Here is a 14,545-nt window from a genome sequence, read left to right on the forward strand (position 1 = left end):
CGCAGTTGAGTGCGTTAGTCTCTGACCGTTTGTCGGCATGATGCCAGCTATCACGGAATTTTCGATACCGCGTATGAAAAAACGACTACCTACTTTGCTGGCCACGCTTATCGGCTCAGCGCTCTACAGCCAGCAGGGTCTGGCAGATGACCTCGCCTCGCAGTGTATGCTGGGTGTACCGAGCTATAACCGGCCTCTGATTCAGGGTAAAAATACCAATGAACTGCCGGTTACTATCAACGCGGATCAAGCGAAAGGCAACTACCCTGACGACGCGGTGTTCAACGGCAACGTCGATATTCGCCAGGGCAACAGCCGTCTGCTTTCCGACGAGATGCAGCTGCATCAGCGACAGCAGCCGGGCCAGACGACGCCGGTACGCACCGTTGACGCGCTGGGTAATGTGCAATACGACGATAATCAGGTCATCCTGAAAGGGCCGAAAGCCTGGTCGAATCTGAATACCAAAGACACCAACGTCTGGAACGGCACCTATCAAATGGTGGGCCGCCAGGGACGGGGTACCGGCGATCAGATGAAGCAGCGCGGTGAAAACCGCTATACCATCCTTGAAAACGGTACCTTCACCTCCTGTCTGCCCGGCGACAACAGCTGGAGCGTTGCAGGTACGCAGGTGATCCAGGATCGTGAAGAGCAGGTCGCGGAAATCTGGAACGCCCGCTTTAAGATCGGCGCGGTGCCGGTGCTGTACAGCCCTTATCTACAGCTACCGATTGGCGACCGCCGCCGTTCGGGCTTTTTGATCCCCAACGCGAAATTCGGCAGCTCCAACGGCTTTGAATTTATTCTGCCTTACTACTGGAACATTGCGCCGCAGGCTGATGCCACCATCACGCCGCACTATATGAGCAAGCGCGGCCTGCAGTGGCAGAACGAATTCCGCTACCTGACCAAGGCGGGCGCGGGCCTGGTTGAGTTTGATTATCTGCCGAGCGACGACCAGTACAATAAAGATGCCGCCACGCGCGGGATGACCGACGACAAAGATTCTAACCGCTGGCTCTTCTTCTGGCGGCACTCCGGCGTCTACGATCAGAACTGGCGCTTTAACGTTGATTACACCAAGGTCAGCGATCTTTACTACTTTACCGATCTGGATTCCACCTACGGCGACTCGACCGACGGCTACGTTACGCAGAAATTCAGCGTAGGCTACGCAGAGAAAAACTGGGATGCGACGCTGTCGACCAAGCAGTTCCAGATCTTCTCCACCCAGACCAATAACGACGTTTACCGCGCCGAGCCGCAGTTCGATTATAACTACTATCAGAACAACGTCGGCCCGTTCGATACGCATCTCTATGCGCAGGCGGTGAAGTTTACCAACGTTAACGATAATTACCCGGATGCAACGCGTTTGCACCTGGAACCGACTATCAACCTGCCGCTTTCCAACGGCTGGGGCAGCCTTAATACCGAAGCGAAACTGCTGGCGACGCACTATCAGCAGGATGACGTCGAGTATTACAACAACAACGTTGATACCAGCAAAGTCAACCAGCTGAAAAGCAGCGTAAACCGCGTTATGCCGCAGTTTAAGGTCGACGGCAAGATGGTATTTGACCGCGATATGGACTGGTCGGAAGGCTACACGCAGACGCTGGAACCGCGTATGCAGTACCTTTATCTTCCCTATCGCGATCAGAGCACGGTGCGCGCTTACGACTCAACGCTGCTGCAAAGCGACTATACCGGCCTGTTCCGTGACCGCACCTATAGCGGCCTGGATCGCATCGCTTCCGCTAATCAGCTGACCAGCGGCGTGACTACGCGAATATTTGATAACGATTTGGTTGAACGTTTTAACGCTTCCATTGGTCAAATCTACTCGTTTACCCCAGCCCGTACCGGACTGGAGAACGCAGACAGCGACGATCGCGGCAGCCTGGTCTGGGCTGGCGACACCTACTGGAAGATTAGCGATCGCTGGGGCGCGCGCGGCGGTGTGCAGTACGACACCCGCATCGATAACGTTTCCCAGGGCAACGCCGTTCTGGAATATCGTCGGGATGCCGATCGTCTGGTGCAGCTGAACTACCGCTACACCAGCCCCGAATATATTCAGCAGACGCTGAGCCAGATTAAGAACCCTGGCTACCAGCAGGGGATTTCGCAGGTAGGCGCCACGGCCAGCTGGCCAATCGCCGATGCCTGGTCGGTGGTCGGTGCCTGGTATTACGATACCAAGGCCAAACAGCCTGCCGATCAGCTGCTGGGCGTCCAGTACAGCTCTTGCTGCTACGCTATTCGTCTGGGTTATGAACGTAAAATCACCAATTGGGAAAACGACAGCAGCACGTACGACAACAAAATCTCGTTCAACATTGAGCTGCGCGGCCTGAGCTCATCCTATGGTCTGGGCACCGGGCAAATGCTGCGACAGGGCATCCTGCCTTATCAGCGCTCTTTCTGATGTTGTGATAATTAGTATGCCAACCCGCAGTGCGGATAGAAAAATGGAAAAAGTATGAAGAACTGGAGAATGCTGATCCTGGGGGCTGCGCTCACTGCCAGCACCGCGTTTGCAGCACCGCAAGTTGTTGATAAAGTAGCCGCCGTGGTCAATAACGGCGTTGTGTTAGAAAGCGATGTCGACGGCATGATGCGGTCGGTGAAAAGTCAGGCGCAGCAGGCTGGTCAGCAGCTGCCGGATGATAAAACGCTGCGTCACCAGATTGTCGAACGCCTGGTGATGGACAATATTCTGCTGCAAATGGCGAAACAGGCGGGGATCCAGATCCAGGACGATCAGCTCGATCAGGCGATTGCCAATATCGCCGCTCAGAACAAGATGAGCGTGGATCAGCTGCGTAGCCGTCTGGCCTATGACGGTATGAACTACGCCACCTATCGCGAGCAGATCCGTAAAGAGATGACCATTGCCGAAGTCCGCAACAACGAAGTACGTCGTCGCGTGACTATTCTGCCGCAGGAAGTGGATTCGCTGGCGACGCAGGTTTCCTCGCAGAACAACGCGTCTACCGAGCTGAACCTCAGCCACATTCTGCTGCCGCTGCCGGAAAACCCGACGCAGCAGCAGGTGGACGAGCAGGAAGATCTGGCGAAACAGCTGGTCAGCCAGGCTAAAGGCGGCGCGGACTTCGGCAAGCTGGCGATCACCTACTCCGCCGATCCGCAGGCGCTGAAAGGCGGCAATATGGGCTGGGGCCGCATCCAGGAACTGCCTTCGCTGTTCGCGCAGTCGCTGGTTACGGCGAAGAAAGGCGATATCATCGGCCCAATCCGTTCCGGCGTAGGCTTCCATATCCTGAAAGTGAACGACGTTCGCGGCGACAAACAGAGCATCTCCGTGACGGAAGTGCACGCTCGTCATATTCTGCTCAAGCCGTCGCCGGTGATGACGGACGATCAGGCGCGCCAGAAGCTGACGCAGGTTGCGGCTGAAATCAACAGCGGCAAAACCACCTTCGCGCAGGCCGCTAAACAGCTTTCTCAGGATCCCGGCTCCGCCAACCAGGGCGGCGATCTTGGCTGGAGCTCGCCAGAGGTGTACGATCCCGCCTTCCGCGACGCGCTGCTGAAACTGAAAAAAGGCCAGATGAGCGCGCCGGTGCACTCCTCTTTCGGCTGGCACCTGATCCAGCTGATGGATACGCGCCAGGTTGATAAAACCGACGCGGCGCAGAAAGAGCGTGCTTACCGCCTGCTGTTTAACCGTAAATTTGCGGAAGAAGCGCAAACCTGGATGCAGGAGCAGCGCGCCTCTGCCTATGTGAAAATTCTGGATGCCAATGCTCAGTAATATGCGCGTGGCGATCACTCCCGGCGAACCCGCCGGGATTGGTCCCGATGTCACACTACAACTGGCCCAGCGCGACTGGCCAGTTGAACTGGTCGTCGTCGCCGATCCAGCTTTGCTGCGCGAGCGCGCGGCAAAGCTGGGCCTCCCTCTGACGCTGCGTGACTATCAGCCGGGCGTTGCTGCCCGGCCGCAGGCTGCCGGCACCCTGACCGTGCTGCCCGTTAGCGCGCCGCAGCCGGTAAAAGCTGGCGAGCTTTGCGTCGCCAACGGCCACTACGTGCTGGATACGCTGGCTCGCGCCTGCGACGGCTGCCTTAACGGCGAATTTGCGGCGCTGGTTACCGGGCCGGTACACAAGGGCGTGATCAACGACGCCGGTATCCCGTTCAGCGGCCATACCGAGTTTTTCGCCGAGCGCGCAGGCTGTGCCCGCGTGGTGATGATGCTGGCGACGGAAGCGCTGCGGGTCGCGCTGGCGACCACGCATCTGCCGTTAAAAGACGTCTCCGCCGCCATTACCCGCGACAGCCTGCATGAAGTGATCAACATCCTGCATGCCGATCTGCAAAGCAAGTTCGGTCTGGCGCAGCCGCATATTTTTGTCTGCGGCCTGAATCCGCACGCGGGCGAAGGCGGCCATATGGGACGTGAAGAAATTGACGTTATCATTCCGGCGCTTGACGAGCTGCGGCGCAGCGGCATCCAGCTGACCGGCCCGCTGCCGGCGGACACGCTGTTTCAGCCTAAATATCTTCAACATGCCGACGCGGTTCTGGCGATGTATCATGACCAGGGCCTGCCGGTACTGAAATACCAGGGCTTCGGGCGAGCGGTGAATATCACGCTCGGCCTGCCCTTTATCCGCACCTCCGTTGACCACGGCACCGCTTTAGAGCTGGCCGGCCAGGGCAACGCGGATGCGGGCAGCTTTATTACGGCGCTTAACCTCGCCATTACCATGATTAAGAGCAGTAATGAATAATCGCGTCCATCAGGGCCACTTCGCCCGCAAACGTTTTGGCCAGAACTTCCTTAACGATCAGTATATTATTGACAGCATCGTTTCCGCCATCCACCCTCAGCCCGGCGAGGCGGTAGTCGAAATCGGCCCCGGTCTGGGCGCGTTAACCGAACCGGTTGGCGACAGGCTGGAAGCGATGACGGTGATCGAACTCGACCGCGATCTGGCGGCTCGTTTGCAGACCCATCCGTTTTTAGGGCCAAAGCTGACGATTTTCCAGCAGGATGCCATGACCTTTGATTTCGCGGCCTACGCCCGTGAAAAAGGCCAGTCTCTGCGCGTCTTCGGCAACCTGCCCTATAACATCTCTACCCCGTTGATGTTCCACCTTTTCAGCTATACTGATGCGATCCGCGACATGCACTTTATGTTGCAGAAAGAGGTGGTCAACCGACTGGTTGCCGGGCCGGGCAGCAAAGCCTATGGTCGTCTGACGGTAATGGCGCAATATTACTGCCAGGTGATCCCGGTGCTGGAAGTGCCGCCGGAATCCTTTACGCCTGCGCCGAAAGTGGATTCCGCCGTGGTTCGTCTGGTTCCACACGCCACGATTATGAATCCGGTGCAGGATCTTAAAGTCCTCAGCAGGATCACCACCGAAGCGTTCGGCAAACGCCGTAAAACGTTGCGCAACAGCCTTGGCCATCTGTTTACGCTGGAAGCGCTGCAGGAGATGAATATCGATCCGACGCTGCGCGCGGAAAACATCTCCGTAGCCCAGTACTGCCAGCTGGCGAACTGGCTGTCTGCGCATCCTCAACAGACGCCGCAGGAGAGTTAAACATGGATACGCCCCGAGTTTGTGTGCATGTACAAAGCGCTTATATTGCGTCGCAGTCCGCGCCGGAAGAGAACCGCTACGTTTTTGCCTACACCATTACCATTCGTAATTTGGGGCGTCACGCCGTTCAACTGCTGGGCCGCTACTGGCTGATTACCAACGGCAACGGCCGCGAAACGGAAGTTCAGGGCGAAGGCGTTATCGGCGAACAGCCGCACATCGCACCCGCTGGCGAATTCCAGTACACCAGCGGCGCGGTACTGGAAACCCCTATGGGCACCATGCAGGGACACTATGAAATGATCGACAGCGAAGGCGAAGCTTTCCGCGTGGCGATCCCGGTGTTCCGGCTGGCCATCCCCAGCCACATACACTAATTCTGATTGCGATCCGGGCGCTGGTCCGGCGCTGAGGTTCGGATTGTTGATGAGCACTTACCTGATTGGCGATATTCACGGCTGCTACGATGAGCTTCGGTCACTGCTGGACCAGGTGGCTTTCGATCCTGCCCGGGACAGCCTGTGGCTGACGGGCGATCTGGTCGCGCGCGGCCCCGCTTCGCTGGAAGTCCTGCGCTACGTTCGTTCATTGGGCGATGCGGTAAAAGTGGTGCTGGGCAATCACGATCTGCATTTACTGGCCGTGTTTGCAGGTATCAGCCGCAACAAGCCAAAGGACAGGCTGACGCCGCTGCTGGAAGCGGAAGACGCCGACGATCTGATTAACTGGCTGCGCCGCCAGCCGCTGATCCAGGTCGATGAAGAGAAGAAGCTGGTGATGGCGCACGCGGGCATCACGCCGCAGTGGGATTTGGCTACGGCACAAAGCTGCGCCCGCGAGGTCGAGGCGGTGCTCTCCAGCGATACCTATCCGCTGTTTCTGGATGCGATGTATGGCGATATGCCCAACAACTGGACGCCGGAGCTGACCGGGCTGGCTCGTCTGCGCTTCAGCACCAATGCGCTAACCCGGATGCGCTTCTGCTTTCCTAACGGCCAGCTGGATATGATCTGCAAAGATACGCCTGATTCGGCGCCCGCGCCGTTAAAGCCGTGGTTTGCTATTCCGGGGCCGGTGTCGCGCGACTACACCATTGCGTTTGGTCACTGGGCTTCGCTGGAAGGAAAAGGCACGCCGGAAAATATCCTGGCGCTGGATACCGGCTGCTGCTGGGGCGGCACGCTGACGATGCTGCGCTGGGAAGATAAAACCTGGTTTACTCAGCCGTCAAAACGGTTGTCAAACGAACATGAGAACGCTATAGCGGCGCCGTCTGCTGACTCATAAGCGTCAATTGCTTTCGCGACAGGCTTTTTGCTATCCGATAAAGAGTGAGCGCCACGCCCTTAAAGGCGTGGCTTTACTCAGCCGATAAACGTATCCGTCCGCTTTCAGGCACCCAATACGCCGCCATCCTTGCGCGTAATCATTATCACGGAAGAGCGGGGACGCGGGCTATTGTCAGGAAAGTGCGAGTCTTTCTCTTCTCCCGGATGTTGCACATTCACAAACATCGTTTTGTAGTCCGGTGTAAAAGTGATCCCGGTCAGCTCACAGGATTTGGGCCCCACCATAAAGCGACGAATTTCTCCGCTCTGCGGATCGCCCACCAGCATCTGATTGTTCCCCTGCCCTTCATAGTCGCCTTTATTACTGTATTTACCATCCGTCAGGATCCACAGGCGTCCGGCTTCATCAAAGCCCAGACCATCAGGGCTGTTAAAGGTGTTCTGCTCGGTGATGTTCGGCGTACCGCGATATATGCCCTGCGGATGCGCAATTGGATTACCGCACAGCACAAAAATATCCCAGTCAAACGCCTGGGCCGTAGCGTCCCCTTTCTCATCCCAGCGAATAATCTGCCCATAAATGTTATCCGGCCGAGGATTAGCCGCGTTGATCGGCATTCCCTCATCGCCTCGCTTGCTGTTATTGGTCAGGGTGCAGTAGGCGCGGCCATCATGAGGATTAACGGCAATCCACTCAGGGCGATCCATACGTGTGGCTTTCACCACATCCGCCGCGCCGCGCGTGTTAATCAAAATATCTGCCTGGGTGCGGAAACCGTTGTCGGCGGTCAGGCCGTGCTGCCCCTGAACCAGCGCCACCCAGTGCCCGGTTCCCTTCAGCGGCGTACCGTTTCTGTCGCCGTCAAAGATGGCAACATAGAGCGTTCCCTCATCCAACAGCCTGCTATTTGCCGCCGGATTAGCGCGATCGACCTTGCCTTTGGAAACATATTTGTAGATATACTCGCCGCGTTCATCGTCCCCCATATACACCACCAGCTCGCCGCTTTTCGCTACCGTAACGGCCGCGTTTTCATGCTTAAAGCGGCCCAGCGCGGTGCGCTTGACCGGCACGGAATCGGGGGCGAAGGGATCGATCTCGACAATCCAGCCGTGGCGATTAAATTCGTTAGGGTTTTTCGCCACATCAAAACGCGGATCGAAATCGGACCAGTTGCGCTCGGGATCGGCGGGGCTCAGCATGTAGCGCTTTTGCGCCGCCGTCAGGCTGAAATCCGCTTTTTTAGTGCCGAAATAGGTATCGAAATTTTCTTCACAGGTGAGATAAGTACCCCAGGGCGTTTTGCCGTTAGCGCAGTTGCCAAAGGTGCCGAGCACGTTCATTCCTTGCGGATCGGCTGCGGTATGCAGCGCCGCATCGCCAGCGGCAGGGCCGGAAAAACGCATTGGCGTATTGGCAGTGATGCGGCGGTTATAGCGTGAAGGACGGACAACTTCCCAGCGGTTTCCCTGGCCACGACGGACTTCCATCACCGATACGCCGTGGCCCGCCTGCGATTTTTTTACATCTTCAGCATCGTGCGCCTTGCTGTCGCCGTGAGCATAGAGATATTGCTCATTAACATATTCATTGTTAACCGCAATTAAGCCGCGATCCCGGCTTCCCTCCATGGCAAAAAAGCTCATGCCATCATTGTTATCGCCAAACTGTTTTTCCTGATCGGCTGCGCTGTTTTTTCCTTCCGCGTCAAACGCCGGGGCGCCATCGACCAGCGGATCGCCCCATGAAATCAGCACATCAGCCTGATAGCCGTCGGCAATGGCAATTTCATCCGCTGTGGAAGCCGGAATACCGTCAAAGCCCAGCAATTGACTGCCGCCCGACACGGGCTTCGCCAGCGCCAGAGAGGGAACAGAGAGACCGCCGCCAATAAAGCCTGCCAGACTCAATGCCCCGGTTCCTGCAAGGAATTTACGACGGCCAGGATTGGGCGTGACGGCTTCGTTCGGTAACGGCGATTGATTATTCATAGCGCATTGCTTCCTTTACGGTTTGTAAAATGAAGCAATGCTAGAGATATTTTGTTACACTTAGGTTACAAAATGTTCGAAAGGAATGTAAAGTTACTTACTGTCGACGGTCCAGAATTTCAAAGCAGTAGCTGTGCGTGTTTTTCTCGTCAGCGTCGTGAAATTCGCTAAAGGTCGACTGCCACTCATCCGGCTCGTAGTCCGGGAAAATCGTGTCGCCTTCGACTTCCGCATCAATATGCGTCAGATACAGGCGATCCGCGCGCGGCAGCAGCTGTTCATAGACGCGCCCGCCGCCAATCACCATGATCTCTGCCACGTCGCCCGCCGCTTTCAGCGCTTCCTCAATGGAAGTGACCCAGCGCACGCCTTCCGCATCGCCCTGCTGGCTGCTGATCACAATATTCAGCCTGTCCGGCAGCGGACGGCCGATCGACTCAAAGGTGCGGCGTCCCATAATGACCGGTTTGTTCAGGGTGTGCTTTTTAAACCAGGCCAAATCGGCTGGCAGATGCCACGGCATGGCATTTTCCATCCCGATAACGCGGTCGGTCGCCATGGCTGCAATCAGGCTTATCATCTGAGAATACTCACAAGGTGTAAAATTGGCGCCATCATACGGAAAGGCGAAAGTTTCGTCGATAGCAAAACCTGGCGAATTAAGTAAAGGTTTAGCGGCGCCGTGTTATTTATTAGCACTTCAGGCTAAAATAGCCACGGCAAACCCTTTGGGGTTTCTCTCTTCTGCTGAATTCTGAGAACACCATGTTAGAAACCAGTTTACTTATCCTCACTATTGCGACGCTGGGCATGCTTTCGCCCGGCCCCGATTTTTTTCTGATTATCAAAAATGCCGCGCGCTATCCACGCCGCGCCGCGCTGATGACGGCGCTTGGCGTTAACTGCGCCGTGGCAACGCATATGACCTATTGCGTCGCCGGGCTGGCGGTGGTGATCACCACCACGCCGTGGCTGTTTATGCTGCTGAAGTATGCCGGGGCGGCTTATCTGATCTACGTCGGCATCCAGGCGCTGCTTTCACGCGGCGGCAGCAAGATGGACCTCAGCAACGTCGCGGCGGAAAGCACCTCGTTAAAGAAAGCCTTTATGCAGGGCTACCTTTGCAATCTGCTGAATCCTAAGGCCACGCTGTTTTTCCTGTCGATGTTTACGCAGGTGCTGAACGTGCATTCCAGCCTGGGCGAGAAGATTTGGTATGCAGGCATTATTATCACGCTCTCTTCCATCTGGTGGCCGACGCTGGTGGTGCTGATCCAAAGCCCGCCCGTACGCCGTGGCCTGGCCCGCGCGCAGAAGCTGATCGACAGGCTGCTGGGCACCGTGCTGATCGCTTTCGGTATCAAAGTCGCGCTCTCCTGATTAGCGGGGGATAAGCGAAGGCCCGGTTGGCATTGTTGGCAACCGGGCCTTTTTACTTTGCGGCTTTAGCGACTATACGGCAGCAGCAATACCTACTTCCCACGCGCGGACGGGGTAAAACCACAGGGTTATTCTGCGGTGGGTTATCTGTCGAGGTTTCCGGCCAGCGTCGTCTGACGTTTAAACTCGTCCTTCGCTTTTTGTAACTGTCGCATAAAGCTTTCATCGGCATGCAGACGAGCCACGACAGCCCCGCCGACGATGCGGGCGGCGTTAACATCGCTCTGCCAGTGATAGCCGCAAATCACCCGGCTCTGGCCCATTTCATAGCCGCGCTTGAGGATTTCATTCTGTCTGGCGGGGTTTATTTCGGTCAGCACCAGCGCCGTAGCCCAGCCAATTGTTGTATGCCCGGAAGGATAAGCGCCGTTGGTAGACAGCTCCTGCTGCTGATCGGTGCGGCAGGTCGGTTCCTGATAAAAAGCAAAAGGACGAATGCGCATATAGCGAATTTTGGCGCTGCGGGTGGCCAAATCGCCGGCATCCTCACGCATTTTCATCACCAGCCGATAAAGCTCCGGCGTTTTACTCTTGCTGATTTCTCGTCCAAACGCGCCGGAAAAAGCCGCGGCCACGCCATCGCCTGCGACATGCGCATCTTGCCACGCCTGCTTGCCCCGGGGCGTATCGCGCAGGCTTTTGCCCAGCTCGTACTGCGCTTTGTCGTTAAGAAATTCGATGCTGTCCGTCGCGGGCGGCGGCGGCAACAGCGTCAGGCTGTCGGGGGATTGCGCCTCCTGCAGGAAATAAAAGTCAGGTTGCGTGGTAACGTCTTTCGCCGCAAAGGCCTGCGAAAAAAAGGCCATGCAGGCCAGAGCTATTAAGCGTTTTTTCATTGTTTCATCCCTGATGTTGAGTAAAAGCGCCGACGGTTCGGCAACGGGACAAGCCTATAGCATTTTTTGGCGCATCAATTTTAAAGGCGTCACAAAACGGGTTATTGGGGCGGGAACGCGGCGGAGATAAAAAAATCCCCGCCGTAGCGGGGATGGGCAGAGAAAACGCTTTAAGCCTGTTTGATCTGCGCGTGCATTTCCTGCACGGAGATCACCTGCTCAGTCGGATCGGCATTCAGCGACATAGCCGTCGCGAAACCGCCGTTCAGCGTGGTGTCATAGTGCACCTTATACTGCAACGCGCTGCGGCGGATCAGTTTGGAATCCTCAATCGCCTGGCGTCCGGCCGTGGTGTTAACAATGTAGGCATATTCCCCGTTCTTCAGGCGATCCTGAATATGCGGGCGGCCTTCGTGCACCTTGTTAACCAGACGCGGATTGATGCCCGCTTCGCCCAGCACTACCGCCGTGCCGTGGGTGGCGTCCAGCTCAAAGCCCAGCTTTTGCAGCTTAGCGGCCAGATCCACAATACGCTTTTTGTCGCCTTCGCGAACGGAGAGCAGCGCGCGGCCGCTTTTCTTCATATTGCTTTGCGCGCCCAGCATCGCTTTAGAGAAAGCTTCGGCAAAGGTGCGGCCAACGCCCATGACTTCGCCGGTGGAGCGCATTTCCGGGCCAAGGATAGGATCGACACCCTGGAATTTATTAAACGGCAGTACCACTTCCTTCACCGAATAATAAGGCGGGATCACCTCTTCCGTTACGCCCTGCTCTGCCAGCGTTTTGCCCGCCATCACGCGCGCGGCGACTTTCGCCAGCGGCACGCCGGTCGCTTTAGAGACAAACGGCACGGTACGCGCGGCGCGAGGGTTAACCTCAATCAGATAGACTTCGTTATCTTTTACCGCGAACTGCACGTTCATCAGCCCGCGCACGCAAAGCTCAAAGGCCAGTTTTTCGACCTGCTGACGCATTACGTTCTGGATCTCTTTGCTCAGCGTATAGGCCGGCAGTGAACAGGCCGAGTCGCCGGAGTGCACGCCAGCCTGCTCGATATGTTCCATGATGCCGCCTATCAGCACGCGCTCGCCGTCGCAGATGGCGTCAACGTCCACTTCAACCGCGTCGTCCAGGAAGCGATCCAGCAGCACCGGTGCATCGTTGGAAACGGAAACCGCCGTCTGGAAATAGCGCTTCAGGTCAATTTCGTCATAGACGATTTCCATTGCCCGGCCGCCCAGCACGTAAGAAGGACGCACCACCAGCGGATAGCCGATAGCCACCGCTTTTTCCACCGCCTGCTCCAGCGCCGTGACCGTTGCGTTGGCCGGCTGCTTCAGGCCCAGGCGGTCCACCGCCTGTTGAAAACGCTCGCGGTCTTCGGCACGGTCAATCGCATCCGGGCTGGTGCCGATAACCGGCACGCCTGCGGCTTCCAGCGCGCGCGCCAGCTTCAGCGGCGTCTGGCCGCCGTACTGCACGATCACGCCTTTTGGCTTCTCGATGCGCACAATTTCCAGCACGTCTTCCAGCGTGACCGGCTCAAAGTAGAGGCGGTCAGAGGTATCGTAATCGGTAGAGACGGTTTCCGGGTTGCAGTTAACCATAATGGTTTCATAGCCGTCTTCACGCAGCGCCAGCGCGGCGTGCACGCAGCAGTAGTCAAACTCAATGCCCTGACCGATACGGTTTGGCCCGCCGCCCAGCACCATGATCTTGTCGCGATCCTGGTTGGGATTGGCTTCGCACTCTTCTTCATAGGTGGAGTACATATAGGCGGTATCGGTAGAGAACTCCGCCGCACAGGTATCCACGCGCTTGTAAACCGGGTGCAGGTTGTACTGCTGACGCAGCTTGCGCACTTCTGATTCCGCCACGCCAGCCAGCACGGCCAGGCGCGCGTCGGCAAAGCCTTTACGCTTCAGGGCACGCAGGAAATCGGCGGTCAGGCCGTTGATGCCTTCGCGGGCAACCTGCTCTTCCAGCCGCACCAGCTCTTCGATCTGCACCAGGAACCAGCGGTCAATATTGGTCAGATTGAAGACGCCGTCCACGGACATGCCCGCGCGGAACGCATCGGCCACATACCAGATACGGTCGCAGCCGGCATCTTTCAGCTCGCGGCGAATGGTGGTCAGCGCTTCCGCATCGTTCAGGTCAACTTTCGGGTCGAAACCGTGCGCGCCTACTTCCAGGCCGCGCAGCGCTTTCTGCATTGATTCCTGCAAGGTGCGGCCAATCGCCATCACTTCGCCCACGGACTTCATCTGCGTGGTCAGACGATCGTTGGTGCCCGCAAACTTTTCAAAGTTGAAGCGAGGGATTTTGGTGACGACATAGTCGATGGAAGGCTCAAACGAGGCCGGCGTGCGGCCGCCGGTGATATCGTTCATCAGCTCGTCCAGCGTATAGCCGACGGCCAGCTTGGCGGCGATTTTCGCAATCGGGAAGCCGGTCGCTTTGGAAGCCAGCGCCGAAGAGCGGGAAACGCGCGGGTTCATTTCGATAATGATCAGACGACCGTTTTCCGGGTTCACCGAGAACTGCACGTTGGAGCCGCCGGTTTCCACGCCGATTTCACGCAGTACCGCCATCGAGGCGTTACGCATGATCTGGTACTCTTTGTCGGTCAGCGTCTGCGCAGGCGCTACGGTGATGGAGTCACCGGTATGGATGCCCATCGCGTCAAAGTTTTCAATGGAGCAGACAATGATGCAGTTGTCGTTTTTGTCACGCACCACTTCCATTTCATACTCTTTCCAGCCGATCAGCGATTCATCAATCAGCAGCTCGTTGGTTGGCGACAGATCCAGGCCGCGCTCGCAAATCTCTTCAAATTCTTCGCGGTTGTAAGCGATACCGCCGCCGCTGCCGCCCATGGTAAAGGAGGGACGGATAATGCACGGGAAGCCAACGTCTTCAGCAACTTTCAGCGCTTCTTCCATATTATGGGCGATACCGGAACGTGCGGTTTCAAGGCCGATTTTCTTCATCGCCTTATCGAAACGCTGGCGGTCTTCCGCTTTATCAATTGCATCCGCCGTCGCGCCAATCATGGTGACGTTGAACTCTTCCAGCACGCCCTGACGCTCCAGCTCCAGCGCGCAGTTCAGCGCGGTCTGGCCGCCCATGGTCGGCAGCACGGCATCCGGACGCTCTTTCTCAATAATTTTGCGCACCACTTCCCAGTGAATCGGTTCGATGTAGGTGGCATCGGCCATTTCCGGGTCGGTCATGATGGTCGCCGGGTTGGAGTTCACCAGGATAACGCGATAGCCCTCTTCGCGCAGCGCTTTACAGGCCTGCGCGCCAGAGTAGTCAAATTCACAGGCCTGGCCGATAACGATCGGACCCGCGCCCAGGATCAGGATACTTTTTATGTCGGTACGTTTTGGCATTCTT

General features: G+C 57.1%; 11 protein-coding genes. 7 read left to right on the plus strand and 4 right to left on the minus strand.

Annotated elements, in window-relative coordinates; all coding sequences use genetic code 11:
* Nucleotides 1-37: 37 nt before the first annotated feature.
* From lptD to apaH, 6 genes are read left to right on the plus strand one after another with little or no spacing between them, the layout of a single operon-like run.
* Nucleotides 38-2,434: an LPS assembly protein LptD gene (lptD, locus tag ACA373_RS20665; RefSeq protein WP_370735013.1), complete on the plus strand. Its 2,397-nt coding sequence runs from the start codon at nucleotides 38-40 to the stop codon at nucleotides 2,432-2,434.
* Between the two features lie 54 nt (nucleotides 2,435-2,488).
* Nucleotides 2,489-3,784, plus strand: a complete 1,296-nt coding sequence (gene surA, locus ACA373_RS20670; protein ID WP_253455315.1) for a peptidylprolyl isomerase SurA — start codon at nucleotides 2,489-2,491, stop codon at nucleotides 3,782-3,784.
* Nucleotides 3,774-4,766, plus strand: coding sequence for a 4-hydroxythreonine-4-phosphate dehydrogenase PdxA (pdxA, locus tag ACA373_RS20675; RefSeq protein WP_253455316.1), 993 nt, complete (start codon nucleotides 3,774-3,776; stop codon nucleotides 4,764-4,766). The genes surA and pdxA overlap by 11 nt, the downstream gene beginning before the upstream one ends.
* The gene (rsmA, locus tag ACA373_RS20680) at nucleotides 4,759-5,586 is read left to right on the plus strand and encodes a 16S rRNA (adenine(1518)-N(6)/adenine(1519)-N(6))-dimethyltransferase RsmA (protein ID WP_253455317.1); all 828 of its coding nucleotides are present in this window, start codon (nucleotides 4,759-4,761) and stop codon (nucleotides 5,584-5,586) included. Before pdxA ends, rsmA begins: the two co-directional genes overlap by 8 nt.
* A gap of 2 nt (nucleotides 5,587-5,588) precedes the next feature.
* Nucleotides 5,589-5,963 carry a Co2+/Mg2+ efflux protein ApaG gene (gene apaG, locus ACA373_RS20685; RefSeq protein ID WP_125288956.1) on the plus strand — a complete coding sequence of 125 codons (375 nt, stop codon included), beginning with the start codon at nucleotides 5,589-5,591 and terminating at the stop codon, nucleotides 5,961-5,963.
* A gap of 49 nt (nucleotides 5,964-6,012) precedes the next feature.
* A complete protein-coding gene (gene apaH / locus ACA373_RS20690) occupies nucleotides 6,013-6,873 on the plus strand; it encodes a bis(5'-nucleosyl)-tetraphosphatase (symmetrical) ApaH (protein WP_253455318.1) in 861 nt (286 codons plus the stop codon).
* A gap of 104 nt (nucleotides 6,874-6,977) precedes the next feature.
* Here the strand turns inward: apaH and ACA373_RS20695 are convergent, their stop codons facing one another.
* Both ACA373_RS20695 and folA read right to left on the minus strand, forming a co-directional pair.
* Entirely contained in the window at nucleotides 6,978-8,867 is a 1,890-nt protein-coding gene (locus ACA373_RS20695) for a PhoX family phosphatase (protein WP_370735014.1), read from the minus strand.
* Nucleotides 8,868-8,964: 97 nt separating this feature from the next.
* Nucleotides 8,965-9,447, minus strand: coding sequence for a type 3 dihydrofolate reductase (gene folA, locus ACA373_RS20700; protein ID WP_253455320.1), 483 nt, complete (start codon nucleotides 9,445-9,447; stop codon nucleotides 8,965-8,967).
* A gap of 185 nt (nucleotides 9,448-9,632) precedes the next feature.
* Here folA and ACA373_RS20705 point away from each other — a divergent pair, with 185 nt between their 5' ends.
* A complete protein-coding gene (locus ACA373_RS20705) occupies nucleotides 9,633-10,247 on the plus strand; it encodes a LysE family transporter (RefSeq protein WP_370735015.1) in 615 nt (204 codons plus the stop codon).
* A 143-nt stretch (nucleotides 10,248-10,390) separates the two neighbouring features.
* Here the strand turns inward: ACA373_RS20705 and ACA373_RS20710 are convergent, their stop codons facing one another.
* Nucleotides 10,391-11,143 carry a phosphatase PAP2 family protein gene (locus ACA373_RS20710; RefSeq protein WP_369895561.1) on the minus strand — a complete coding sequence of 251 codons (753 nt, stop codon included), beginning with the start codon at nucleotides 11,141-11,143 and terminating at the stop codon, nucleotides 10,391-10,393.
* Between the two features lie 170 nt (nucleotides 11,144-11,313).
* Nucleotides 11,314-14,541 (minus strand): carbamoyl-phosphate synthase large subunit, encoded by a 3,228-nt coding sequence (gene carB, locus ACA373_RS20715; RefSeq protein WP_370735016.1) that lies wholly within the window; start codon nucleotides 14,539-14,541, stop codon nucleotides 11,314-11,316.
* Nucleotides 14,542-14,545: the final 4 nt, after the last annotated feature.

The organism is Erwinia sp. STN24, from assembly GCF_041320675.1.
Taxonomy (GTDB): domain Bacteria; phylum Pseudomonadota; class Gammaproteobacteria; order Enterobacterales; family Enterobacteriaceae; genus Erwinia; species Erwinia aeris.

Bases quoted from the DNA above. Each gene is read 5' to 3' on its own strand.
- ACA373_RS20695 (WP_370735014.1), bottom strand. From the start codon at position 8,867: ATGAATAATCAATCGCCGTTACCGAACGAAGCCGTCACGCCCAATCCT.
- apaG (WP_125288956.1), top strand. From the start codon at position 5,589: ATGGATACGCCCCGAGTTTGTGTGCATGTACAAAGCGCTTATATTGCG.
- lptD (WP_370735013.1), top strand. From the start codon at position 38: ATGATGCCAGCTATCACGGAATTTTCGATACCGCGTATGAAAAAACGA.
- pdxA (WP_253455316.1), top strand. From the start codon at position 3,774: ATGCTCAGTAATATGCGCGTGGCGATCACTCCCGGCGAACCCGCCGGG.
- rsmA (WP_253455317.1), top strand. From the start codon at position 4,759: ATGAATAATCGCGTCCATCAGGGCCACTTCGCCCGCAAACGTTTTGGC.
- folA (WP_253455320.1), bottom strand. From the start codon at position 9,447: ATGATAAGCCTGATTGCAGCCATGGCGACCGACCGCGTTATCGGGATG.
- apaH (WP_253455318.1), top strand. From the start codon at position 6,013: ATGAGCACTTACCTGATTGGCGATATTCACGGCTGCTACGATGAGCTT.
- carB (WP_370735016.1), bottom strand. From the start codon at position 14,541: ATGCCAAAACGTACCGACATAAAAAGTATCCTGATCCTGGGCGCGGGT.
- ACA373_RS20710 (WP_369895561.1), bottom strand. From the start codon at position 11,143: ATGAAAAAACGCTTAATAGCTCTGGCCTGCATGGCCTTTTTTTCGCAG.
- ACA373_RS20705 (WP_370735015.1), top strand. From the start codon at position 9,633: ATGTTAGAAACCAGTTTACTTATCCTCACTATTGCGACGCTGGGCATG.
- surA (WP_253455315.1), top strand. From the start codon at position 2,489: ATGAAGAACTGGAGAATGCTGATCCTGGGGGCTGCGCTCACTGCCAGC.